We start from the raw sequence: 23208 nt of genomic DNA, 5'->3' as shown, positions 1-23208 counted from the left end.
CATTCGAGGAGCACCTGTGATCATCTTCTTCGAAGTCCTCCTGGCCCTGGTCTGCGTCGCCGTGCTCGCGTTCACCGGTCTGGCCGTGAAGAAGCTGTACCAGGGCCAGCGCTAATCACCTCTACAGATCGACAGAGCTGCTCATGATCGAGATCCCGTCCGACCTCAACCCGGACCTCGTCCCCCTCGCGTTCCTCCTCGGAACGTGGGAAGGCGCGGGCGTGGCCGACTTCCCCGGTGCCGAGAAGTGCAACTTCGGCCAGTCCGTGACGTTCAGCCACGACGGCCGTGACTTCATCGAGTACCACTCGCACTCGTGGGTCCTGGACAACGACGGCAACCAGGTCCGTCCGCTGGAGAGCGAGAGCGGCTACTGGCGGATCGACAAGGACCGCAAGGTCGAGACCGTCATGGTCCGTGACCAGGGCATCGTGGAGATCTGGTACGGCGACCTCGCCGACAAGAAGCCCCAGATCGACCTGGTGACGGACGCGGTGGCCCGTACCGCGGCCTCCGGCCCGTACAGCGGCGGCAAGCGGCTCTACGGCTACGTCAAAGGCGACCTGATGTGGGTGGGCGAGAAGGCCACCCCCGAGGTGCCGCTCCGCCCGTACATGTCGGCGCACCTGAAGAAGGTCGTGACGCCGGAGGAGGTCGCCGAGATGGCGCGCAACCTCCCCGACATGCCGGACGACGGCATCGCCTTCTTCAAGTAAGCCTCTGGAGCCCCTCGGTTTCCCGCCACGCCCTCCTACACTGGGGGGCGTGGTGAGCACCGACTGGAAGAGCGACCTGCGGCAGCGCGGCTACCGGCTGACGCCCCAGCGCCAGCTTGTCCTGGAGGCCGTGGACACGCTCGAGCACGCGACCCCCGACGACATCCTCGGTGAGGTCCGCAAGACCGCGTCCGGTGTGAACATCTCCACCGTGTACCGGACCCTGGAGCTCCTGGAGGAGCTCGGTCTCGTCTCCCACGCCCATCTGGGGCACGGGGCGCCGACGTACCACCTCGCCGATCGGCATCATCACCTCCACCTGGTCTGCCGGGACTGTACGAACGTCATCGAGGCGGACGTGGACGTGGCCGCGGAGTTCACCGGCAAGCTCCGGGAGACCTTCGGCTTCGAGACGGACATGAAGCACTTCGCGATCTTCGGCCGGTGTCAGGACTGCTCCCGCAAGGCGGCCTCCGCCGAGTCGTAGGCTGGACGCCATGCAGCGACATTCAACGCACAGCCCTCTGTTGGCCCTGCCCGGCGCCGTCCCCGCCGAAGGCCGTGACGAAGGCGTCGCCGCCCACTACGGCGATCTGTTCCGTGAACAGCGCGCCCTCGCCGCGGGCGACGGTTTCGTCGATCTCTCGCACCGCGGTGTCGTCACCGTCTCCGGGGACGACCGGCTGAGCTGGCTCCACCTGCTGCTCACCCAGCACGTCAGCGACCTGCCGGTCGGCCAGGCCACCGAGGCGCTGATCCTCTCCGCCAACGGCCACATCGAGCACGCGCTCTACCTCGTCGACGACGGCGAGACGGTATGGGCGCACGTCGAGCCCGGCACGCGCGAGGAGCTCATCGCCTATCTGGAGTCGATGAAGTTCTTCTACCGGGTCGAGGTCGCCGACCGTACGGACGACTTCGCCGTCGTCCATCTGCCGGCCGGCTCCATCGCCGAGGTGCCGGAGGGCCTGGTCGTACGGGAGACCCCGCACGGCCGCGATCTGTTCCTGCCCCGCGCCGACCTGGAGTCCTTCGCGGCCTCCCACGGCCCGGCCGCCGGGATCCTCGCGTACGAGGCGCTGCGGATCGAGACGCACCGGCCGCGGCTCGGCTTCGAGACCGACCACCGGACCATCCCGCACGAGCTGGGCTGGATCGGCAGCGCCGTGCATCTGCAGAAGGGCTGCTACCGGGGGCAGGAGACCGTCGCCCGCGTCCACAACCTGGGGAAGCCGCCGCGGCGGCTGGTCTTCCTGCACCTGGACGGCAGCGAGGTCCATCTGCCGGGCCACGGCACCCCGATCCGGCTCGCGTCGGACGGCGCCGAGGGCCGGCAGCTCGGCTTCATCACCACCTCGGCCCGCCACCACGAGCTCGGTCCGATCGCGCTGGCGATGGTGAAGCGGAACGTGCCGGTGGACGCGGAGCTGCTCGCCGGCGACACGGCCGCCGCACAGGAGACCGTCGTCGAGCCGTAGTTCCTCAGACCTCGATCAGGACCGTGAACGGGCCGTGATTCGTGAGCGAGACACGCATGGACGCTCCGAACCGGCCCGTTTCCACCCGCGCGCCCAGCGCGCGCAGCTGCGCCACGACCTCGTCGACGAGGGGTTCGGCGACGGGTCCGGGCGCGGCGGCGTTCCAGGTGGGCCTGCGGCCCTTGCGGGCGTCCCCGTAGAGGGTGAACTGCGAAATCACCAGCAAGGGCGCATTGATGTCCGAACAGGATTTCTCTCCCTCAAGGATTCGGACGGACCACAGCTTTCTGGCGAGCTGGGCCGCCTTCTCCGGCGTGTCCTCGTGGGTGACTCCCACCAGCACACACAAGCCTTCGCCGACGATCTCGCCGACCGTCTCCCCTGCGACGACGACGCTCGCGCCGTCGACCCTCTGTACCACTGCTCGCATACGGACCAACCTACAGACCGACGCATCTGGGGCTGAACGGGTGCAGAGCGCCTGCACATGCACATGCAGGAGTGGCACCATGCCTGGAGGCGGTGCGGTTCCGCACCGGTCGAGGGGACGATTCACATGAGTGCACCTGGCGCCGGGCAGACGCCGTCCGGTCCCGTACCGCTGACCCGAGCCGTCGCGGCCGTACGCCCACCCGCGCAGCGGAGGGCTGCCACCGCGCTGCCGGAACGGCCGCAGCCCGACATCGCCGCCCTGCGGCTGCCGGAACTGCGCGCGCTGCGCCGCGACGCTCAGGGGGACGAGGCCGACCTCAGCTACGTACGGCGGATGCTGCAGGGCCGGATCGACATTCTGCGGGCCGAGCTGGCCCGGCGGACGGATCCGGAGGCGCCGGTCCTGGACCGGCTCTCGGAGATCCTGGCGGACGCGCCGTCGCGGCTGCGGACCTCGGCGCGGCACGTGACGCTGTCGACGCCCCGCAGCGAGGAGTACCGGCGGCTGGCGACGGAGATGCTCTCGGAGGTGGAGCTGTCGGACCTCGGCGCGCGGACGGACGACGAACTGCACACGGCGATGGGGCGGCTCGCGGGGTACGAGCAGCAGGTCTCGCGGCAGCGGCAGGAGTTGCAGCGGACGGCCGACGACTGCAGCGCGGAGATCGCCCGCCGCTATCGCGAGGGCGAGGCGCAGGTGGACGATCTGCTGACCTGACGGTGCCTCGCGGGCCCCGGGAAACTCGGGTGCGACGGCAGGGGGCCCGGCATAGCCTCGAAGGATGAGTCTTGAGGTGCGTGCTGTCGTCGAGTCCGAGTACCCCGACTGGCTCCGGGCCGTCCACACCGGCTTTCTCCGGCCACCGGTCGTGTCGGACGAGGAGGTCGCCGACCGGCTGCCGCACACCGATCTCTCCCGTGTGCTGGGTGTCTTCGACGGCGGCCGGGTCGTCGCCACCTTCCGTTCGTTCACGCAGGAGTTGAGCACGGTCGGCGGCGGCTCGCTCGTCGCCGACGCCGTCAGCGGTGTCACCGTCTCCGCGACCCATCGCCGGCAGGGGCTGCTCAGCCGGATGATGGCGCACGATCTCGCCGAGGCCAAGGAGCGGGGCGACGCGGTCGCCACGCTCATCGCCGCCGAGTACCCGATCTACGGCCGGTTCGGCTTCGGCCCCGCGACCTGGACGGCCGAGTGGACCGTGGACGTCCGCCGCGCGGGGCTCGACCCGCGCCGTACCGGGCGGCCGGAGGACGGCGGCCGGATCGACCTCACCGACGGCGAGGAGATCCGCAAGATCGGCCCCGGGCTGCATCGCCGGCTCGCCGGAGTCCGGGCCGGGATGGTCGAGCGTGACAGCCGTCGCTGGGACATGGAGACGGGTCTCGCCTTCCACAACTCGCCATGGACCGAGCCGTTCTACGTCGTCTACCGCGACGAGGCCGGCGAGCCCCAGGGCTTCGTCTCCTACACCTGCGACGACACGTGGGAGGACGGCAAGCAGCCCCTCAACACGGCCAAGGTCAAGGACCTGATCGCCGTCACGCCGGCGGCCGAGCGGGCGCTGTGGCGCTACCTGTGCTCGATCGACTGGGTGACGATGGTCAAGTCCGGCCAGCGTGCGCCCGACGACCTTCTCCCGCTGCTGCTGCCCGACCCGCGCGCCGCCCGCGTCACCACGCTGGCCGACATGCTCTGGGTCCGGGTCCTCGATGTCGCCAAGGTCCTGGAGGGCCGTAGTTACGGAGCCTCCGGAACCCTCGTCCTCGATCTGCGGGACGCCGCCGGTCTGGCGGGCGGCCGCTACCGCCTCGACGCGTCCCCGGAGGGCGCCACCTGTACGCCGTCCACCGCGACGGCCGATCTCGCCCTCGACATAGCCGAGTTGGGCACCCTCTCGCTCGGTGACGAGTCGGTGGTACGGCTCGCGGCCCTCGGCCGGGTCGAGGAGGTCACGCCGGGGGCGGCCGCCCGGGCGGACGCCCTGCTGCGCGCCTCCCGCCGGCCCTGGTGCCCCGACATCTTCTGACGCCGCACGGTCGGTTCACGCGGTCGGATCACGTGGTCGGATCACGCGGTCGGATCACGCGGTGCGGCGGCGGAAGAGCGTTCCGGACGCGGCGACCGCGAGCGCGAGCAGGGCCGCGCACCAACCCAGCGCGATCCATGGGGTGGTGCCGACCGGCTGGTCGAGGAGGAGCCCGCGCAGAGACTCGATGAGCGGGGTCACCGGCTGGTGCTCGGCGAAGCCGTGCAGCCAGCCGGGCATGGTCTCGATCGGGACGAACGCGCTGCTCGGGTAGGGCAGGAGCATCATGAAGAAGGTGATTCCGCCCGCCGCCTCGGGGGTGCGGGTGAGCAGTCCGGCCGCCGCGGAGAGCCAGGAGATCGCCGTGATGAAGGCGAGGAGCAGCCCGATCGCGGCCAGCCAGCCGAGCGGGGTGGCCGAGGGGCGGAAGCCGATGAGGAAGGCTGCGCCGAAGACGAGCGCGGTGGCGATGAGGTTGCGGGCCACGCTGGCGCCGACATGGCCGGCGAGGATCGGCGTGCCGCCGATGTCGAGCGAGCGGAACCGGTCGATGATGCCGCCCTTCATGTCCTCGCTGACGGCGACGGCGGTGCCGGCCGAGCCGAAGCCGGAGCAGAGGATGAGGACACCGGGGACGACGTAGGTGACGTACGCGGTTCCGGTGTCGATGGCTCCGCCGAAGAAGTAGACGAAGATCAGCATCAGCATGATCGGCAGCAGCATCGAGGTGATGACGGCGTCGACGTTGCGGCGGCTGATGCGGATGCCGCGTGCGGTCAGGGTGCCGGTCACGGTGAGGACGTCAGACATGGGCGGGCTCCCTGTCGGTGAGGGCGAGGAAGACGTCGTCGAGGGTCGCGGTGTGGAGCGAGAAGCGGACGATGTCCGTACGGTCCGGGTCGAGTTCGTCGAGCAGGGTCCGGACCTGGGCGGCGCTGCCGTCGGTGGGGATGCCGAGGGTGAGCGAGTCGGGGGCGTGGTGGCTCGCCCGGCCCGCGAGCCGCTGATAGGTCGCGTCGTCGCGCAGGACGAGGTCGAGACGGTGGCCGGCGACGCGTGACTTGAGGGTGTCGGCGCTGCCCTCGGCGACGATCCGGCCGGCGTCCATCACGGCGATGCGGTCGGCGAGCCGGTCGGCCTCCTCCAGGTACTGGGTGGTGAGGAAGACGGTGGTGCCGCTGTCGGAGAGGTCCCTGACCACCTGCCAGAGCTCCTTGCGGCTGCGCGGGTCGAGGCCGGTCGTCGGTTCGTCGAGGAAGATCACCGCGGTGTCGTCGGGGTCACGGACCAGGCCGGCCGCGAGGTCGAGGCGGCGCCGCATTCCTCCCGAGTACGTCCGGGCGAGGCGCCCGCCGGCGGCGGTGAGGCCGAAGCGCTCCAGGAGTTCGGCGGCTCGCCGCTCGGCGGCCGCGCGGGAGAGGCCGGAGAGGCGGGCCATCATGCGCAGGTTCTCGGCGCCGGTCTGGGTCTCGTCGACGGCGGCGAACTGCCCGGTGAGGCTGATGGCGCGGCGTACCCGGGAGCGTTCGGTGACGATGTCGTGCCCGGCCACGCGCGCGTGCCCGGCGTCCGGTGCGGTGAGGGTGGCGAGGATGCGGACGGTCGTGGTCTTGCCGGCGCCGTTGGGGCCGAGGAGGGCGAAGACGGTGCCCTGCTCGACGCGGAGGTCGAGGGAGTCGAGGACGGTGAGGTCTCCGTAGGCCTTGCGCAGGCCGGTGGCTTCGATGGCGGATGGCATGGACGTTCCCCCTGGGATCGGTACTGCGTATGCCCTACGCGTTACTGTGTAAGGGTTACGCATTACTAGGATGGCCGTCAAGCGGATGAAGGGCGGCTGTGATGGCGGACGGCAAGAGCGAGGGCGGCGGGGGCTTCCTGCCCGCGAGCATCGAGGCCGCCTGGGGGCTGCGTGAGCGCCCCTCCAAGGGCCCGAAGCCCGGACTCACCCTCGACCGGATCGTGGCGACGGCCGTCGGTGTCGCCTCGGTGGAGGGGCTCGACGCCGTCTCCATGGGGCGGATCGCCAAGGAGCTCGGCGTCTCACCCATGTCCCTCTACCGTTATGTGGGCGCCAAGAGCGAGCTGTACGTCCTGATGCAGGACGAGGCCATGGGTCCGCCCCCCGCCGACCTCGTCCCCGGGTCCGGCGCCGACTGGCGTACGGCGGTGGAGCAGTGGGCCCGGGCCGCCCGCGAGGTCTACCACCGCAACCTCTGGATGCTCCGCATCCCGCTCTCCGGCCCGCCGGCGACGCCGAACACGGTCGCCTGGTGGGAGCGGGCGATGGTGGCCCTGGAGGGCACCGGACTCGACGAGGGCGCCAAGGTCTCGGTGATCATGCTGGTCGGTGGATTCGTCCGCAACGAGGCGCTGATGACGGCCGACCTCGGCGCCGTCATCGGCGCGAGCGGGCAGAGCCCCGAGGAGGTGCTCTCCCGGTACGGCCACACCCTGCGGCGCCTCGCGGATCCGGATCGCTATCCGGCGGTGGCGCGGATGCTCGACTCGGGCGTGATGGACCAGGCGGACGAGCCGGACCACGAGTTCCGCTTCGGACTGGAGCGGATCCTCGACGGTATCGCGCTGCTGGTGGAGCGGGAGGGCGGGAAGTGAGCGGGCTGCGCGAGCGGAAGAAGGAGCAGACCCGGCGGGCCATCTCCGAGGCCGCCATCGCCCTCTTCCTGGAGAAGGGCTTCGACGCCGTCTCGGTCGCCGAGATCGCGGACGCCGCGGACGTCTCCAAGCCGACGCTCTTCCGGTACTTCCCGGCCAAGGAGGACCTGGCGCTCCACCGGTTCGCCGACCACGAGGACGAGGCCGCGCGGGTGGTGTCCGGGCGGGGCGCGGGGGTGTCGCCGCTCGACGCGCTGCGGGCGCACGTCCTCGCCGGCCTGGAGCGGCGCGAACCCGTCACCGGGCTCTGTGACCACCCGGCCGTCCTCGCCTTCCAGCGACTGCTGTACGGGACTCCGGCGCTCGTCGCGCGGTTGTACGCGTATCAGGGCCGGTCGGAGGAGGCGCTCGCGGAAGCGCTGGGGGTGGGCGGGTTGGAGGCGCGGCTCGCGGCCGGTCAGATCGTGGCCGTCCTGCGGATCCTGGCGGAGGAGAACGGGCGCCGGATCGCGTCGGGGGAGAGTGCGGACACCGTGTATCCGGATGCGGTGGCGGCGGCCGAGGCGGCCTTCCGTAGCCTGCGGGACGGGCTCCCGTACTAGCAACCAAGTAAAAAATGTAACCCAGTAACGTTATTCGCCTATCCTGGGCGCATGACGTCTCTCGATCTCGACCTCGAACTCCTTCGCGAACGGACCCATCACGACGCCTGCCACGCCGCCCTGAGCCGGATGGCCGAGGACGTGGCCGAACAGGTCGTCATCGGCGAGGACGTCGCCGCCTCCGGCGCCGACGCCGAGGTGCTCGGCCGCCACCTGCGCACCCGCGCCAAGGAGTTCGGCGAGCAGCCGCCCGGACCCCTCTTCTTCGGCCGCCTCGACCGCGAGGACGGCCAGACCCACCACATCGGCCGCCGCCGGATCGCCGAGCACCCGGCCGCCCCGCCCCTCGTCGTCGACTGGCGCGCCCCCGTCTCCCGCGCCTACTACCAGGCCGGCGCCCACGACCCACAGGGCGTGGTCCGGCGGCGCCGGTTCGGCTGGGCCCCGTACAGCCGGGGCGAATCGGCCGATCTGACCGGCCTGGAGGACGAGCACCTGGCCGCCGGCCACGAGGCCGTCAGCGCCATCGTCGCCGGGGAGATCGAGCGCCCGCGGGTCGGCCCGATGCGGGACATCGCCGCCACCATCCAGCCCGAACAGGACGACCTCGTACGGTCGGGGCCCGCCACCTCGCTGTGCGTGCAGGGCGCCCCAGGGACCGGCAAGACCGCCGTGGGGCTGCACCGGGCCGCGTACCTCCTCTACACCCACCCGCAGCGCGTCCGCCGCTCCGGCCTCCTCGTCCTCGGCCCCAACCGGACCTTCCTGACGTATATTTCCGAGGTCCTCCCCGCGCTCGGCGAGACCGGGATCCGCCAGTCCACCCTCGACGAGGAGATCGGCTGCCACGAGGTGCGCGCGGTGGACGGCGAGGCGGCGGCGCGGATCAAGCACGACGCACGGATGGCCGAGGTGCTGCGCCGGGCACTGTACGCGCGCGTGGCGGTCCCCGAGGGCGAGTTGGCCGTCACCGAAGGCTCGTACCGGCTGCGCATCGCGCCGGAGGAACTCGCGGAGATCGTCACGGCGGTACGGCAGGAGGCGCCGCCCTACGCCACCGGCCGCGAACGAGTCAGGGCCCGGGTCGTCCGCGCCCTCCAGCTCAGGGCCGAACGGCGGGCCGGGCCGCTGGGCAACGCCTGGGTGCGCAGGACCGAACGGGCGCGGCCCGTCTCGGCGTTCGTGGACGCCTGCTGGCCGCGGACGACACCCGAAGAAGTGCTCGCCGCCCTGCTCACCGATCCCCGCGACCCGCTGCTCACCGCCGAGGAGCAGGCCGCGATCCGGTGGGCGAAGCCGCCCCGCTCCTTCCGCTCGGCGAAGTGGAGCGCCGCCGACCTCGTCCTGCTCGACGAACTGGCCGGGCTGATCGAACGCCCCGAGGGCTATGGCCATGTCGTCGTCGACGAGGCCCAGGACCTGTCACCGATGCAGTGCCGGGCCATCGCCCGCCGCGCCGACTTCGGCGCGCTGACCGTGCTCGGCGACCTGGCCCAGGGGACCACCCCGTGGGCGGCGCGCGACTGGCGCGAGCAACTGGCCCATCTGGGCAAGCCGGAGGCGGAGATCGTGCCGCTGACCACCGGCTACCGGGTCCCCGCCGCGATCGTGGACCTGGCCAACCGGCTGCTCCCGGAGCTGGGGGCGGGCGTGCCGGCGGGACGGTCGCTGCGCCCGGACGGGGAGGTGACGGTCGCCCGGGTCGCCGACGTGGTGGCGCGTGTCGTGGAGGCGGTCGGCGCGGCGCTGACGAAGGAGGGCTCGGTGGGCGTGATCGCGGCGCAGGAGCACGTCGGCCCGCTGGCACGGGCGCTGGCCGAGTGGGGCGGGGAGCGGCTGGCCGTCCTGCCGGCGACGGCGGCGAAGGGGCTCGAGTACGACCATGTCGTCGTCGCCGAGCCCGCCGCGATCGTGGCGGCCGAGGAGCGCGGACTGCACCGGCTGTACGTCGTCCTGACCCGCGCCGTCTCCCGGCTGGACATCGTCCACAGCGAGCCGCTGCCCGACTGCCTTGCCGCTCAGACTTCCTGAAGAGCGGTCAGCAGACCCCGTACGGCGGGCAGGGCCAGCGAGGACTCCCGTACCGCCGCGTGGATCGAACGGACCGGCTCCGGGCCGCGGACCTTGCGGACGACCACGTTCGGGTGCCGGCTGCCCAGGCCCGTCAAGGGCACCAGACTGACGCCGAGGCCGGCCGCGACGAAGCCCTGCGCGGTGGCGTACTCCTCGCACTCCACCGCGATGTCCGGTGTGAACCCGGCCGCCGCGCATGCCTCCAGCACGGCGTCGAGGCACGGCCCGGGGCGCTCGCTGCCCACCCACGGCTCGTCGGCGAGCTCGCCGAGGTCGACGACCCGGCGGTCGGCGAGCCGGTGGCCCTTGGGGAGGACGGCGCGGTACGGGTCGTCGACGAGGTGGACCAGACTCGTGCCGTCGCCGCCCGTGGCTCCCCTCGGCCGGACGACGAGGGTGACGTCGGCCTCCTCGTCGGGCATCGGGCCTTCGGCGATCCTCAGGTCGACCCGTACGCCGGGGTGTTCGGCGCGGAACCGGGCCAGGGCTGGGGCGACGAGATCGGCGCCCGCGGTGGCGAAGTAGCGGACGGTCACCTGCCCGGTGCGGCCGGCCCGCAGATCGGCGAGCGCGGTCTCGGCCTCGGCGACCCGACGGCCGATCTCGGCGGCGTGCTCGGTGAGCAGCCGCCCGGCGGCGGTCGGACGCACGCCCCGGCCGAAGCGTTCGAGCAGCGCGATGCCGGCCTCCTTCTCCAGGACGGCGATCTGCTGGCTCACGGCCGAGGGGGTGTAGCCGAGGTTCGCCGCGGCGGCGGTGATGGAGCCGCTGGTGACGACCGCCCGGAGCACCTGCATACGTCTGACATCCAGCATGTAGCACAGCTTAACGCCGACCCCATGATTCTTCGCTTGTCCTGTCGAGTCGGGGCGAGGACCGTGGAGGCCATGACATCGGCGATACGGATGGGCGTCCTGGCCCTGCTCTGGGGCTCCGGCTTCCTGTGGATCAAACTGGCCCTCGACCACGGCCTCACCCCCGGGTGGATCACCTTCGTACGGTGCCTGCTGGGCGCGGGCGTGCTTCTCGCCCTCGCGTACGCGGCGGGGCAGGGGCTGCCCCGGGACCGGGGGATCTGGGGGCGGCTGGTCGTCGCGGCCTTCTTCTGCAACGCCCTGCCGTTCTTCCTGTTCGGAGTGGGCGAGCAGACCGTGGACAGCGGTGTCGCGGGCGTCCTGAACGCCACCACCCCGCTCTGGTCCCTGCTCATCGGCCTGGGCCTCGGCACGGAGCGCCGCCTGTCCCCGGCACGGCTCGGCGGACTGGTGCTCGGCTTCTCCGGTGTCCTGCTGATCTTCGCCCCGTGGAGCGGGGGCGGCGGCCTGATGAGTCTCGGCGCGCTCGCACTCCTTGCGGCGTCGGCGAGTTACGCGGTGGCCTTCGCGTACATGGCCCGCCGTCTCACCGGCCGGGGCACTGCGCCGCTGGCGCTCTCCGCCGCGCAGTTGCTGACGGCGACGGTCCTGAGCGTGCCCGCCCTGGCGTCCGGCGGCGAGGCCCGGCCGACGTGGACGGGGGTGCTCGCGGTCGTCGTGCTCGGGATCTTCGCGACCGGTCTCACGTTCCACCTCAACTACCGGATGATCGCGGAAGAGGGCCCGACGAGCGCGGCGACGGTCGGCTATCTGCTGCCGGTGGTGTCGGTGACGCTCGGGGCCCTCGTGCTCGACGAGCCGCTGACACCACGGGTCGTGGCCGGGATGGTCGTGGTGCTGGTGGGGGTGGGGCTGACGCGGCGGGTCCCGCGAGTCCTGGAACCGGCCGCGTAGCCGTTCGAGTCTGGGCTGTCATGCGCGTAACGATGATCCTGCCCGCCCTGACGGAGGCCACGAGCCCGCTGTTCCGGCCCATCAAGTACTCGCTCTTCCCGCCCCTCGGCCTTGCCACCCTCGCCGGCTACCTCGACCCCGACGACGAGGTGACCCTGTACGACGAACATGTCGAGCGGGTCGACATCGCGTCCCTCCCGGCGCCCGACCTGCTCGTCCTGCAGCCGTACATCACCTCCGCGCGGCGGAGTTACGAGATAGCCGACCATTTCCGTGCCCGCGGCGTCCACGTGGCGATGGGCGGCCTGCATGTCACCTCGCTCCCGGAGGAGGCGGCCGCGCACGCCGACACGATCTTCACCGGGCCGGGGGAGGACACCTGGCCGCTGTTCCTGAAGGACTTCCGCGACGGGGCGCCTCTGCGGCGCTACGACTCCACGCGTCGGACGCTCGCCGGACTGCCGCCCGTGCGCCGGGACCTGATCAAGCGCGAGCTGTATCTGGTGCCGAACTCGATCGTGGTCTCGCGGGGTTGTCCGCACCACTGCGACTTCTGCTACAAGGACGCGTTCTTCGAGGGCGGGAAGTCCTTCTACACGCAGGCCGTGGACGACGCGCTCGCGGAGATCGAGCGGCTGCCGGGCCGCCATCTGTACTTCCTCGACGACCATCTGCTGGGCAACCGGCGGTTCGCCGAGGGCCTGTTCGACGGGATGGCCGGGATGGGCCGGCTGTGGCAGGCGGCGGGGACCGTGAAGTCGGTCCTGGAACCGGGGCTGCTGGAGCGGGCGGCGGAGGCGGGGCTGCGGAGTCTGTTCGTGGGGTTCGAGACCGTGAACGGGGCGAACCTCGCGGAGCGGAAGAAGAACCAGAACATCGGCCGTGACTACGCGGCGGCGGTACGGCGGCTGCACGACGTGGGCGTGATGGTGAACGCGAGCTTCGTCTTCGGGCTCGACCACGACGGCCCGGACGTCTTCGACCGGACGGTGGAGTGGGCCGTGGAGCAGGGCATCGAGACGGCGACCTTCCACATCATGACGCCCTATCCGTCCACAGGGCTGTGGAAGCAGCTGGAGGCGGAGGACCGGATCGTGCACCGGGACTGGGATCTGTACGACACCCGGCATGTCGTGTACCGACCGGCGGGGATGACGCCGAAGCAGCTGGAGGACGGCTACTGGCGGGCGTACCGGGACTTCTACCGGTGGCGCAACATCTGGCGGGGCGCGGCGGCGCAGCCGGGGACGCACGAGCGGATGCGGCACCTGGCGTACGCGGGCGGCTGGAAGAAGTTCGAGCCGGCCTGGGACGCGCTGATCCGCTCCCGCCGGGTGGTGCGTGCGATGCCGGCGCTGGAGCGGACCCTGGCGGCCTTCGGCGGTCGCGCCCCGGCGTAGGGGGTGTCTCGTCGACTCACGGCCGGGTCCGTGGTCGGCCGGACAGGCCCCAGGCGCCGTGCGAGCGACCGAGGCCGCCCCGGGCGCACCGTGGAGGGTGGTCCTGGGGCGGCCTCGGGCGGGGGTGCGCGGTCTCACAGGGTGGTGAGGTGGGGCTCCCGCTCGGCGGGGGCGGGCTGCCGGGCCTCGTCCACCCGTGCCTGCCCTGGGCGGCGCAGGACCGTGAGGGCGACGGCGAAGGCGGCGAGGAGGAGACCCGCTCCGACCCCGAAGGCCAGGTGGTAGCCGCTGGTCAGGGCCTCGGCGGCGGGGCGGCCCGCCTCGGTGAGGGATTCGGTGCGGGAGGCGGCCAGGGTGGAGAGGACCGCGATGCCGAGGGCCATGCCGATCTGCTGGGTGGTGTTGAACAGGCCCGAGGCGAGGCCCGCGTCCTCCTCCTTCGCGCCGGACATGCCGAGCGAGGTGAGGGCGGGCAGGGCGAGGCCGAAGCCGGCCGCCAGCAGCATCACGGGCAGCAGGTCGGTGACGTACGAGGCGTGCACGGGGACGCGGGTCAGCAGTCCGAGGACGCCGACGAGGAGGGCGAGGCCGGTGAGCAGGACGGTGCGCTCGCCGAAGCGGGCGATCAGGCGGGCCGAGACGCCCAGGGACACGACGCCGATGACGGCCGCGGCCGGCAGCATCGCGAGACCGGTCTTGGCGGCGCCGTAACCGAGGACCTGCTGCATGTAGAGCGCGACGAGGATCTGGAACGAGAAGAGCGCGGCGACCATCAGCATCTGGACCAGGTTGGCGCCCGAGACGCTGCGCGAGCGGAAGATCCGCAGCGGCATGAGGGGGTTCGCGGTCCTGGCCTGGCGGACGACGAAGCCGACCAGGAGCGCGAGCGAGAGGGCGCCCAGGCCGAGGGTGTGGGCCGAAGCGGCGCCGTACTCCTCGATCTTGACGACCGCGTAGATGCCGAGCATCAGACCTGCGGTGACGAGCAGGGCGCCCAGGACGTCCGCGCCGCCTCCGGCCCTCAGCCCGGGGCCGCGGTCGCCCGGCAGGGCGGGGAGGGCGACGAGGATCGCCGCGATGCCGATCGGGAGGTTGATGAAGAAGATCCAGTTCCAGGTGAGCGCGTCCGTGAGGACGCCGCCGAGGACCTGCCCGATCGAGGCGCCGGCCGCCCCGGTGAAGCTGAACACGGCGATGGCCTTGGCCCGTTCGCGCGGCGCGGTGAAGAGCGTGACGAGGATGCCGAGGCTGACGGCGGAGGCCATCGCGCTGCCGACGCCCTGGAGGAAGCGGGCGGCGATCAGGACACCGGGGGAGCCGGCGACGCCGGCGAGCAGTGAGGCGGCGGTGAACACCCCCGTACCCGCGAGGAACATCCGCTTGCGGCCGATCAGGTCGCCGAGGCGGCCGGCGAGGAGGAGCAGCGAGCCGAAGGCGATGAGGTAGGCGTTGACGACCCAGCTGAGGCCGACCGGGGTGAAGCCGAGATCGCTCTGGATGGCCGGCATGGCGACGGTCACGATGCTGCCGTCGAGGATCGTCATCAGCATTCCGGTGGCCAGGACGCCGAGGGCGAGCCAGCGGGAGCGCGAGGGTGCGGGTGCGGAGGTGGCGGGCATTGCGGTCTCTCCTGTCGTTGGGAGGCAACAGGAGAGACCGTAGCAGATAGTTTTGTTGCAGACTATCTTTTACGGATCGAGGGGCTCGGAGGCTTCGGTCGTCATCCCTTCTGGCGCGCCCTCCGGGCCGGCCTCGCGCCTTCCATCGGCGTCTCCAGGTGTCCCGTGACCAGGCGGTTCAGCGCCCGCAGCAGCACCTCGCGCTCGTCGTCGGGCAGGGAGTTCAGGGCGCTCTCGTGCACCCGGTCGACGATCTTCTGGCTCTCCGCGGCGACCTTCGCCCCCTCCTCGGTCACGGCGATGATCCGCGCCCGCCGGTCGGTGCTGGACGGCCTGCGCTCCGCGAGCCCGGCCTTCTCCAGGGCGTCGACGGTCACCACCATCGTGGTCTTGTCCATGTCCCCGATCTCGGCGAGCTGCGCCTGGGTGCGCTCCTCCTCCAGGGCGTGGACGAGGACGCAGTGCATCCGCGGGGTGAGCCCGATCTCCCCGAGCTCCGCACTCATCTGCGTCCGCAGGACGTGGCTGGTGTGGTCCAGGAGGAAGGACAGGTCCGGTTCGGTGCGCGTGGGCGCCATGGCGGTCATGCCTGCCAGGGTAACGAAAGTCGATCCGTCGCGGATTATCAGGAATAGGACGACAGGCTGGTGGGCGACAGGGGAGCGGTCGACAGGGCCCGTTCCTGGCCAACCCCGACCTCGTCACGGGCTACACCGACTACCCCTCGGTGGCCGGACGGCGGTAGGTGCAGACGTTGACGCCCGCGCCGCTGGTGACGGTCGAGACCAGCTCCAGGGTGTGCAGCCCGCCGTCCGCCGGGAAGATCGACTTACCGCCACCGAGGAGCACCGGCATGATCATGAGCCGGAGCTCGTCGACCAGGTCCTCGCTCAGCAGGGTCCGTACGAGCGAGGCGCTCCCCATGACGACCAGGTCGCCGCCCTCGGTCGCGTGCAGCTCCCGGATGCGGGCGACGGCCTCGTCGCCCTGGATCAGCGTGGTGTTGTTCCACGTGAGCTTGTCCTCGCCGAGCGTCTGGGACACGACGTACTTCGGCAGGGCGTTCAGCCGGTCGGCGAAGGGGTCGCCGGCCCGCTCGGGCCACGCCCCGGCCATGGTCTGCCAGGTACGCCGACCGAAGAGCAGGCCCTCCGCCTTGGCCACGGCGTCGTCGAAGGCCCCACCCACCACCTCCGGGTCGAAGAAGGGGTGCGTCCAACCGCCGTGCGCGAAGCCGCCGTCCGTGTCCTCCTCCGGGCCGCCGGGGGCCTGCACGACGCCGTCGAGGCTGATGAACTCACTGATGACGATCCGCATGACGTGCTCCGCTTCTTCGCTCCGGGTGTGTACGTCAATAGAGACGCCCCGGCCCCTCCGAACTCATCGGCGACATCGATCCCCGAGGAGTGATTCAGGTCACACGACGGTGAGGTGATCGACGGTCGGTACGACGATGCCGAAGAGATCGGCGATGGTGGTCAGGCTGCCCGTCTGGAGGGCGGCCGCGGACACGGTGGTGCCGTCGGGTCCGGGCAGGGCCCGGGTGGCGGTCGCCTCGGCGACGACGGTGGGCCGGAAGCCGAGGTTGAAGGCGCCCTGAGCGCTGAACATGACGCACATGTGGGTCATGAACCCCGCGAGGACCAGGTCGGGTCCGGCGTCCAGATCGCGCAGCGTCTTCTCCAGGTCGGTGGCGTGGAAGGCGTTGGGGACCTGCTTGACCACCACGGGTTCGCCGTCGGCGGGCGCCACTTCGGGGCTGATGGCGCCGAGTTCGGAGGTGATGTCGTAACCGGCGTCCATGACGTGGACGACCGGCGTGCCCGCCGCGCGGGCGGCGGCGAGCAGGCGGGCCCCGGCGGCCAGGGCGGGCTCGGCGCCGTCGAGGGCCATGACGCCGGAGCGGTAGGTGTTCTGGAAGTCGATCAGGATCAGGGTGGACTCGCCGAGCTTGGGCGCGGTGTTGTCGAGGCCGATGACGTCGCGCAGGGTCGCGGAGGCATTCATGGAGAAAAGGTTCCTTTCGGATGGTGAGCGGGCATGGCGAAGCCACGGGTGAGGGCTCGCTCGTGTGACGGAGAAGGTCAGGAAGTGGTGCGGAAGCGGCGGCGGTAGGAGGCCGGGGTCGTGCTGATCTGCTTGCGGAAGGCGCGGTGCAGGGTCTCCACCGAGCCCATCCCGACGGCTGCCGCGACCCGGTCCAGCGGCTGGTCGGTGGTCTCCAGCAGGCGGCGGGCCGCCTCGACCCGGGCCGCCTCCACGTAGGAGGCCGGGCTGGTGCCGGTCTCCTGGCGGAAGACCCGGGCGAAATGACGCTCGCTCAGACACATGCGCCCGGCGAGCGCGGGCGCCGACAGATCGCCGTCGAGGTGCTCCGTGATGAACACGCGCAGCTCGTCGATGTCCCTGCGGGCCGCCGCCGGCCGGCTCAGCGGCACGCTGAACTGACTCTGGCCGCCCTGTCGCCTGAGGTACATCACCAGCTGCCGGGCCACGGCAAGCGCCAGCTCCTCGCCGTGGTCCTCGGCCACCAGGGCGAGCGCCAGGTCCATGCAGGTGCTGATGCCCGCCCCGGTCCACACCCGGCCGGAGCGGACGAAGATCGGGTCGGCGTCGACCCGCACCCGCGGATGGTCGGCCGCGAGCTGCGCCGCGGTCGACCAGTGCGTGGTCGCCCGCCGCCCGTCGAGCAGCCCGGCGGCCGCGAGCAGATGCGCGCCCACGCACACCGAGGCGATCCGCCGGGCGTGCGGCGCCGTGGCCTTCACCCACTCCACCACCGTGTCGTCGACCCTGGCCACCGGACCGTCCGGGCGCAGGTCCACCGCGCCGGGCACCAGCAGGGTGTCCACCGCGGCCCCCACGTCGGCGAAGTCCAGGTCCGGCACCAGACGCACCCCGGCCGAGGTGGTGACCGGTCCGGTGCCGGGACCCGCCAGCCGGACCGCGTAGCCCGCCCGGCCCCCGGTCTCCCGGTTGGCCAGGGCGAAGACCTCGGCCGGGCCGGTGACGTCGAGCAGGTCGACGTCCGGGAAGACCGCGATGACGACACGGTGTGCAGGGGACATGCGTCCATCGTCGCGACGGCGCCGGGTGACCGCAATGACGGCTGTCTGTCACATTCGGCCATGGGGCACCCGCGTCGAGCCCCGCGTGGAGCGCCGCGCCGAACTCTGCGGTGAGGCCGCCCCGGTGAGACACGACACTATTGCAAGCATGTGCTTGCAATAGTTAGCAGGCGATGGCATCTTCGTGGCATGGCATCACTCAACGTCGGCAATCTCGGCGAGTACCTCCGCGAGCAGCGGCGTACCGCGCAGCTCTCGCTGCGGCAACTCGCGGACGCCGCCGGGGTGTCCAATCCGTATCTGAGTCAGATCGAGCGGGGGCTGCGCAAGCCCAGCGCCGAGGTGCTGCAGCAGGTCGCCAAGGCGCTGCGGATCTCCGCCGAGACTCTCTACGTGCGGGCCGGGATTCTCGACGAGAAGGAGCGGGAGGAGCTGGAGACGCGAGCCGTCATCCTTGCCGATCCCTCGATCAACGAGCGGCAGAAGCAGGTACTGCTCCAGATCTACGACTCCTTCCGCAAGGAGAACGCCGCCGAGGCGGTCGACGGTGGCGACACCGCTCCCGATGCCGAACGAACCGCGAGCTAGTACGTACACATCCGGGAGGACCACACCCATGGCCATCATCGAAGAACTGCGTACCCCCCTCTACTTCGCCGCCGGCACCGCCGACCTCGCCGTCCAGCAGGCCAAGAAGGTCCCTGGGCTGATCGAGCAGATCGCCGCCGAGGCGCCCGCGCGGATCGACGCCGTGCGCAAGACCGACCCCAAGGCCGTGCAGGAGAAGGTGGCGGACCGGGCCAAGGAGGCCCAGGCCACCGTCCAGTCGAAGTTCGCCGAGGTCGTCGGCACCCTCGACACCGACCTGAAGAAGCTCGGCGAGACCGCCCAGGACCTGGCCCTGCGGGGCGTCGGCGTCGCCGCCGAGTACGCGGTCAAGGCGCGCGAGAAGTACGAGGAGGTCGCCGCGCACGGCGAGGAGGCCGTGAAGGCGTGGCGCGGTGAGATGGCCGAGGAGATCACCGAGATCGCCGTCGTCGTCGAGCCCGAGCCGGAGCCCAAGGTCGAGGCCAAGGCGGAGCCCAAGGCCGAGGAGCCCGAGGCCAGGAAGGCTCCCGCCGCCCGCAAGCCCGCTCCCCGCAAGGCCCCCGCCAAGAAGACCGCCGGCGCCACCGAGAAGTAAGGCGGGGCCAGGCGGGGCACCAATCAGGGTGGCCGGTGCGTTGTACCGGGTACCTTGGCCGCGAGGCGCTCCACCCACTCACGAGGCGGTTCAGACATGTTGCGCGCGGGATTCGATTCCATCATCTGGCTGGTGATCGGCCTGGTCTTCATCGGCATGGCCGTCGCCGCGCTCGTCTTCGCGGTCATGGCACGCGAGGACGCCTACCGCGCGGCCGACAAGCAGACCAAGAAGTTCTGGCTGATCATCCTGGGCATCAACCTCGCCCTGAACCTGCTGCTCCCGATGCTCTTCCTGCAGATCGCCGGACTCATCGCGGCCATCGTCTTCATGGTCGACGTCCGGCCCGCCATCAAGCAGGTCTCCGGTGGGGGCGGCGGCCGTCGCGGCGGCTCCAGCAGCGACGGGCCGTACGGTCCGTACAACGGCGGACGCTGACCGACCGAGCGCGGAAACGGGCCCGGGGGCTAACCCCGGGCCCTTTCCAGTGCCAGGACCGCCACGTCGTCCGTCAGCTCCCCGCCGTTCAGCGACCGCACCTCCGTCACCGCCGCCTCCAGGAGCTCCTCGCCCCGCAGGCCCTCAGCCAGCTGCCGGTTGATCATCTCGACCATCCCGTCCTGGCCGAGCCGCGGCGAACCCGGACCCGCCGAGCGGCCCTCGATCAGGCCGTCCGTGTACATCAGCAGGCTCCACGAGCCGCCCAGCTCCACCTGACGCCGCGGCCAGCGGGCGCGCGGCAGCAGGCCGAGGGCCGGGCCGCCGTCCTCGTACGGCAGCAGCCGTGCCGCCCGCCCCTGCCGGGCGATCAGCGGGGAGGGGTGTCCGGCCAGGCACAGGCCCGCCCGGCGGCCGTCCGGGGCGATGTCGACCGTGCAGAGCGTCGCGAAGATCTCGTCGCTCTCCCGCTCGTGCTCCAGGACCTGCTGCATGGTCGAGAGCAGCTCGTCCCCGCACAGGCCGGCGAAGGTCAGTGCCCGCCACGCGATGCGCAGCTCCACGCCGAGCGCAGCCTCGTCCGGGCCGTGCCCGCAGACGTCGCCGATCATGGCGTGGACCGTGCCGTCCGGCGTGCGGACGGTGTCGTAGAAGTCGCCGCCGAGCAGGGCGCGCGAGCGGCCGGGGCGGTAGCGGGCCGCGAACCGCAGGTCGGAGCCCTCGAGGAGGGGCGTGGGCAGCAGTCCGCGTTCCAGCCGGGCGTTCTCCTGGGCCCGTAGCCGGGACTCGGTCAGCTTCACCTGCACGGCGTCGGCCCGCTTGCGCTCGACCGCGTACCGGATCGCCCGGCTCAGCAGCCGGCCGTCGAGCTCCTCGCGGAAGAGGTGGTCCTGGGCCCCGACCCGTACGGCCTCCGCCGCCAGCTCCGCGTCGGCCGAGGCCGCGAGGGCCAGGACGGCGTGGCGCGGTGCGAGCCGCAGGACGTGCCGCAGGGGCCCGAGGGGGTCGTCGCCGGCCGCCCGGGGCCCGGGCAGGGCCAGGTCGACCAGGACGCAGTGCACGTCGTCGGTGAGCAGCCGCTCGGCCTCGGTGAGGTTCCGGGCGGTGCGGATACGGACTCGGGTTCCGTCGGCGTCGAGCATTTCGGGTACGGCGAGGGCACCCGCCGGGTCGTCCTCGACGACCAGGAGGGTGAGATCGGTGCCTGTGGCAGCCGTGACAGCTGTGGCAGCGCCTGACGCCGCAGCAGAGTCGTTTCTCTGTCGCGGTACGGGTACGGGCATCGGTCTTGTTTCCTTCCCTCCCCCCGAGGGCGCGGCAGGGCGACGAACGACGTCCCGCCAGACCGGGACCATAGCGGTACCCCGCCGGGCAACGGAATGGTGATCACGGTATGAGCACCGATGAGCCATTGGCATATGCCGCGCATGGGGAGGTTGTTGCCCCGGAGTCCATGACGAACATCACGCGCGCGGCGGGTGCGGAACGCCTCGCTCCGGCCGGTCTCAGTGCGGCCGATATCACTCCGCGGCGTCTCGGTCCGGCCGGTCTCACTCCGGCCGGTCTCACTCCGGGCGGACGACTCCGAGGATCTCCATCGACCCCGCCCCCGCGAGCGTCACGTTCCGCCCCGGCCTCGGTGCGTGCACGATCGCCCCGTTTCCGACGTACATCCCGATATGTGACGCGTCCTTGTAGTAGACGATCAGGTCGCCGGGCCGCATATCCTTGATGTCCACGCGCGGCAGCAGCCGCCACTGCTCCTGCGAGGTGCGCGGGATCGACCGGCCGGCCACGCCCCAGGCCCGCTGGGTCAGCCCCGAGCAGTCGAACGAGCCCGGCCCCTCCGCACCCCATACGTACGGCTTGCCGATCTGCGCCGTGGCGAACTCCACCGCCCGCTTGCCCTGCTCGGTCGCCTTGCCGTCCAGGCCCTTGAGGACGCCGGTGCTCAGCCAGGCGGTCTGCGCCTTGTACTGCTCCTGCTCCTCGAGCCGCAGCAGCCGCTCCCGCTCCTCGGCCTCCAGCTCGGACTCCAGCTTCTTGGCCGCGGCGATCTTGTCGTTGATGTCCTTCTTCGCCTCGGCCTGCTTGACGCGGTTGGCCTCCAGCTTGGTCCAGTTGGTGCCCGCGTCCTTGGCGTAGACGGTCAACTGCGCCTGAGTCTTGGCCATTTCGGCCAGCAGGTCCTTGGTGGCCTTCTGGCCCTCCTGGAGCCGGCCGGCGTTGTCGAGGAAGAGCTGCGGGTCGTCGGTGAGGACGAACTGGGCGTCGTCGGGCAGCCCGCCGTTGCGGTACTGGGCGCGGGCCGCCGCGCCCGCCTGCGCCTTGAGCGCGTCGATCTTCTCGCGGCCGGCCACGATCATCCTGGCCAGCTCCACGATCTCGGCGGACTGCTCCTTGGCCTTCTCCTCGGCGAGGTTGTACGCGTCGGTGGCGGCGGCGGCCTGCCGGTACAGGCCGTCGATCTCCTTGCGCACCTCTTCGAGGGTCTTCTTCGGAGGGGCGGGCGGCAGCGGGGTCGACGGCGCCGCCGGCGGTCGCGGGGCGGCTGAGGCCTGGAGGGTGAGGGCGGGTGAGGCCAGCACCGTCAGGGCACAGACCACGGTGATCGCGGCGGTGGCACAGCGGCGTCGGTTCACAAGCTCCCCCTTGTACGGTCCCGACCGATATCTGATTTACCGTCAGTAACTTGGCGGTGACCTTGGTGATGGTGCCACGCGAAGCGTGAAAGCAACAGGGGATACCGGGGCCTGTCGGCCGATGTCCCCCAGAGGGGACGAGTGATCGGCGAGTTGCGTTCCCGGCCTACCGTGAATTCACCGGCAGTTGGCGCGGGGTCAGCGGGGCGCGGGCGCCAGGGCCTCCCAGCGCACCGTCACCTCGCCCTGCCGCCAGCGCCGGTGTCCGTCCGTCAGCGGCCAGTCCGCCGCCAGATCGCGTACGGCCCGGATCCAGCGCTGCCGCGCGCCGAGCGAGGCGTACGGGGCGGCCGCCGCCCACGCCCGGTCGAAGTCGCGGAGGAACGCGTGGACCGGCTCGCCCGGCACGTTGCGGTGGATCAGCGCCTTCGGCAGCCGCTCCGCGAGGTCCGAGGGCCGCTCCAGCGAGCCGAGCCGGGTGGCGAAGGTCACCGTCCGCGGCCCGGTCCGGTCGAGCGCCACCCACACATGGCGCCGCCCGATCTCGTCGCAGGTCCCCTCCACCAGCAGCCCCCCGGGCGCGAGCCGGGCGCACAGCCGCGCCCACACCGCGGCCACCTCGCCCTCCTCGTACTGGCGCAGCACGTTCGCGGCCCGGATCAGCGCGACCGCGCCCGGCACCGGGACCTCGAAGCCGCCGTGCAGGAAGGTGAGGCCCTCGCGCTCGTACGGTCTGGCGGCGGCGACCCGGGCCGGATCGATCTCGATGCCGACGACCTCACTGCGCGGGTCGGCGGTGCGCAGCCGGGTGAGCAGTTCGACGGCGGTCCAGGGAGCGGCTCCGTAGCCCAGGTCGACCGCGACGGGCGGCTCGGCGGAGCGGCGCAGGGCGGGTCCGTGGACGGCGGCGATCCAGCGGTCCATGCGGCGCAGCCGGTTCGGGTTGGTGGTCCCGCGGGTCGCCGTGCCGACAGGACGGATCGCGGCAGGACGGGTGGTGCGCGGGGCCATGGCACGAGGGTACGCGCCGTGCGAGGTGGCAATGAATTGGCAAAACGGAAATGGATGGCGCCATTCCGGTGTTGTGCCGCTTGGAGGGCGCCGTGCGCTGTCCCCTTTGCCGTGCCCGCAGTACCCGCAGCACCCGC

25 protein-coding genes are annotated in these 23208 nt (G+C 71.7%); 13 read left to right on the top strand and 12 right to left on the bottom strand.

Annotated features, from left to right (window positions below; translation table 11 throughout):
* Positions 1–143: 143 nt before the first annotated feature.
* From ABZ939_RS22620 to ABZ939_RS22610, 3 genes are read left to right on the top strand one after another with little or no spacing between them, the layout of a single operon-like run.
* Positions 144–716 (top strand): FABP family protein, encoded by a 573-nt coding sequence (locus tag ABZ939_RS22620; protein ID WP_361857960.1) that lies wholly within the window; start codon positions 144–146, stop codon positions 714–716.
* Positions 717–765: 49 nt separating this feature from the next.
* A complete protein-coding gene (locus ABZ939_RS22615; protein ID WP_361857957.1) occupies positions 766–1203 on the top strand; it encodes a transcriptional repressor in 438 nt (145 codons plus the stop codon).
* A gap of 10 nt (positions 1204–1213) precedes the next feature.
* A complete protein-coding gene (locus ABZ939_RS22610) occupies positions 1214–2194 on the top strand; it encodes a folate-binding protein (RefSeq protein WP_361857954.1) in 981 nt (326 codons plus the stop codon).
* A 4-nt stretch (positions 2195–2198) separates the two neighbouring features.
* Here ABZ939_RS22610 and dtd read toward each other — a convergent pair whose 3' ends face one another.
* Entirely contained in the window at positions 2199–2624 is a 426-nt protein-coding gene (dtd, locus tag ABZ939_RS22605) for a D-aminoacyl-tRNA deacylase (RefSeq protein WP_361857951.1), read from the bottom strand.
* Between the two features lie 126 nt (positions 2625–2750).
* On the opposite strand from dtd, the gene ABZ939_RS22600 reads away from it, so the two are divergent.
* Together ABZ939_RS22600 and ABZ939_RS22595 are read left to right on the top strand one after the other, a co-directional pair.
* On the top strand, positions 2751–3344 hold the full coding sequence (locus ABZ939_RS22600; RefSeq protein ID WP_361857948.1) for an ABC transporter substrate-binding protein: 594 nt from the start codon (positions 2751–2753) through the stop codon (positions 3342–3344).
* Between the two features lie 64 nt (positions 3345–3408).
* Entirely contained in the window at positions 3409–4653 is a 1245-nt protein-coding gene (locus tag ABZ939_RS22595; protein ID WP_361857946.1) for a GNAT family N-acetyltransferase, read from the top strand.
* A 54-nt stretch (positions 4654–4707) separates the two neighbouring features.
* Here ABZ939_RS22595 and ABZ939_RS22590 read toward each other — a convergent pair whose 3' ends face one another.
* Together ABZ939_RS22590 and ABZ939_RS22585 are read right to left on the bottom strand one after the other, a co-directional pair.
* Positions 4708–5463, bottom strand: a complete 756-nt coding sequence (locus ABZ939_RS22590) for an ABC transporter permease (RefSeq protein WP_361857943.1) — start codon at positions 5461–5463, stop codon at positions 4708–4710.
* Entirely contained in the window at positions 5456–6391 is a 936-nt protein-coding gene (locus tag ABZ939_RS22585) for an ATP-binding cassette domain-containing protein (RefSeq protein WP_361857940.1), read from the bottom strand. The genes ABZ939_RS22590 and ABZ939_RS22585 overlap by 8 nt, the downstream gene beginning before the upstream one ends.
* 101 nt (positions 6392–6492) lie before the next feature.
* On the opposite strand from ABZ939_RS22585, the gene ABZ939_RS22580 reads away from it, so the two are divergent.
* From ABZ939_RS22580 to ABZ939_RS22570, 3 genes are read left to right on the top strand one after another with little or no spacing between them, the layout of a single operon-like run.
* Positions 6493–7266, top strand: coding sequence for a TetR/AcrR family transcriptional regulator (locus tag ABZ939_RS22580; protein ID WP_361857937.1), 774 nt, complete (start codon positions 6493–6495; stop codon positions 7264–7266).
* Positions 7263–7868, top strand: coding sequence for a TetR family transcriptional regulator (locus ABZ939_RS22575; protein ID WP_361857934.1), 606 nt, complete (start codon positions 7263–7265; stop codon positions 7866–7868). Before ABZ939_RS22580 ends, ABZ939_RS22575 begins: the two co-directional genes overlap by 4 nt.
* 51 nt (positions 7869–7919) lie before the next feature.
* Positions 7920–9899, top strand: coding sequence for an AAA family ATPase (locus ABZ939_RS22570; protein WP_361857931.1), 1980 nt, complete (start codon positions 7920–7922; stop codon positions 9897–9899).
* Here the strand turns inward: ABZ939_RS22570 and ABZ939_RS22565 are convergent.
* Entirely contained in the window at positions 9887–10756 is an 870-nt protein-coding gene (locus tag ABZ939_RS22565) for a LysR family transcriptional regulator (RefSeq protein ID WP_361857928.1), read from the bottom strand. The two genes, ABZ939_RS22570 and ABZ939_RS22565, sit on opposite strands and share 13 nt — an antisense overlap.
* 72 nt (positions 10757–10828) lie before the next feature.
* Between ABZ939_RS22565 and ABZ939_RS22560 the strand changes: the two genes are divergently transcribed.
* Positions 10829–11710, top strand: a complete 882-nt coding sequence (locus ABZ939_RS22560; RefSeq protein ID WP_361857926.1) for a DMT family transporter — start codon at positions 10829–10831, stop codon at positions 11708–11710.
* A 20-nt stretch (positions 11711–11730) separates the two neighbouring features.
* Positions 11731–13110 carry a radical SAM protein gene (locus ABZ939_RS22555; protein ID WP_361857923.1) on the top strand — a complete coding sequence of 460 codons (1380 nt, stop codon included), beginning with the start codon at positions 11731–11733 and terminating at the stop codon, positions 13108–13110.
* A gap of 134 nt (positions 13111–13244) precedes the next feature.
* Here the strand turns inward: ABZ939_RS22555 and ABZ939_RS22550 are convergent, their stop codons facing one another.
* The 5 genes from ABZ939_RS22550 to ABZ939_RS22530 form a co-directional block, all read right to left on the bottom strand.
* Positions 13245–14729, bottom strand: coding sequence for an MFS transporter (locus ABZ939_RS22550; RefSeq protein WP_361857920.1), 1485 nt, complete (start codon positions 14727–14729; stop codon positions 13245–13247).
* 101 nt (positions 14730–14830) lie between these two features.
* Positions 14831–15316 carry a MarR family winged helix-turn-helix transcriptional regulator gene (locus ABZ939_RS22545; RefSeq protein ID WP_361857917.1) on the bottom strand — a complete coding sequence of 162 codons (486 nt, stop codon included), beginning with the start codon at positions 15314–15316 and terminating at the stop codon, positions 14831–14833.
* Between the two features lie 130 nt (positions 15317–15446).
* On the bottom strand, positions 15447–16046 hold the full coding sequence (locus ABZ939_RS22540) for a dihydrofolate reductase family protein (protein ID WP_361857914.1): 600 nt from the start codon (positions 16044–16046) through the stop codon (positions 15447–15449).
* A 99-nt stretch (positions 16047–16145) separates the two neighbouring features.
* Positions 16146–16736, bottom strand: a complete 591-nt coding sequence (locus ABZ939_RS22535) for an isochorismatase family protein (RefSeq protein WP_361857911.1) — start codon at positions 16734–16736, stop codon at positions 16146–16148.
* Positions 16737–16813: 77 nt separating this feature from the next.
* Positions 16814–17797 (bottom strand): DJ-1/PfpI family protein, encoded by a 984-nt coding sequence (locus ABZ939_RS22530; protein WP_361857908.1) that lies wholly within the window; start codon positions 17795–17797, stop codon positions 16814–16816.
* A gap of 189 nt (positions 17798–17986) precedes the next feature.
* Between ABZ939_RS22530 and ABZ939_RS22525 the strand changes: the two genes are divergently transcribed.
* From ABZ939_RS22525 to ABZ939_RS22515, 3 genes are all read left to right on the top strand, one after another.
* On the top strand, positions 17987–18385 hold the full coding sequence (locus tag ABZ939_RS22525) for a helix-turn-helix transcriptional regulator (protein ID WP_361857905.1): 399 nt from the start codon (positions 17987–17989) through the stop codon (positions 18383–18385).
* A 28-nt stretch (positions 18386–18413) separates the two neighbouring features.
* Positions 18414–18980: a hypothetical protein gene (locus ABZ939_RS22520; protein ID WP_361857902.1), complete on the top strand. Its 567-nt coding sequence runs from the start codon at positions 18414–18416 to the stop codon at positions 18978–18980.
* A 96-nt stretch (positions 18981–19076) separates the two neighbouring features.
* On the top strand, positions 19077–19418 hold the full coding sequence (locus ABZ939_RS22515; protein WP_361857899.1) for a DUF2516 family protein: 342 nt from the start codon (positions 19077–19079) through the stop codon (positions 19416–19418).
* A gap of 29 nt (positions 19419–19447) precedes the next feature.
* Here ABZ939_RS22515 and ABZ939_RS22510 read toward each other — a convergent pair whose 3' ends face one another.
* The 3 genes from ABZ939_RS22510 to ABZ939_RS22500 form a co-directional block, all read right to left on the bottom strand.
* Positions 19448–20701: a fused response regulator/phosphatase gene (locus ABZ939_RS22510; RefSeq protein ID WP_361857896.1), complete on the bottom strand. Its 1254-nt coding sequence runs from the start codon at positions 20699–20701 to the stop codon at positions 19448–19450.
* Between the two features lie 282 nt (positions 20702–20983).
* Positions 20984–22060 carry a C40 family peptidase gene (locus tag ABZ939_RS22505; RefSeq protein ID WP_361857893.1) on the bottom strand — a complete coding sequence of 359 codons (1077 nt, stop codon included), beginning with the start codon at positions 22058–22060 and terminating at the stop codon, positions 20984–20986.
* Between the two features lie 198 nt (positions 22061–22258).
* Positions 22259–23071 (bottom strand): class I SAM-dependent methyltransferase, encoded by an 813-nt coding sequence (locus ABZ939_RS22500; RefSeq protein WP_361857890.1) that lies wholly within the window; start codon positions 23069–23071, stop codon positions 22259–22261.
* Positions 23072–23208: the final 137 nt, after the last annotated feature.

The organism is Streptomyces sp. NPDC046712 (assembly GCF_040645695.1).
Classification (GTDB): domain Bacteria; phylum Actinomycetota; class Actinomycetes; order Streptomycetales; family Streptomycetaceae; genus Streptomyces.
This window is presented reverse-complemented; position numbering and strand designations above follow the sequence as displayed.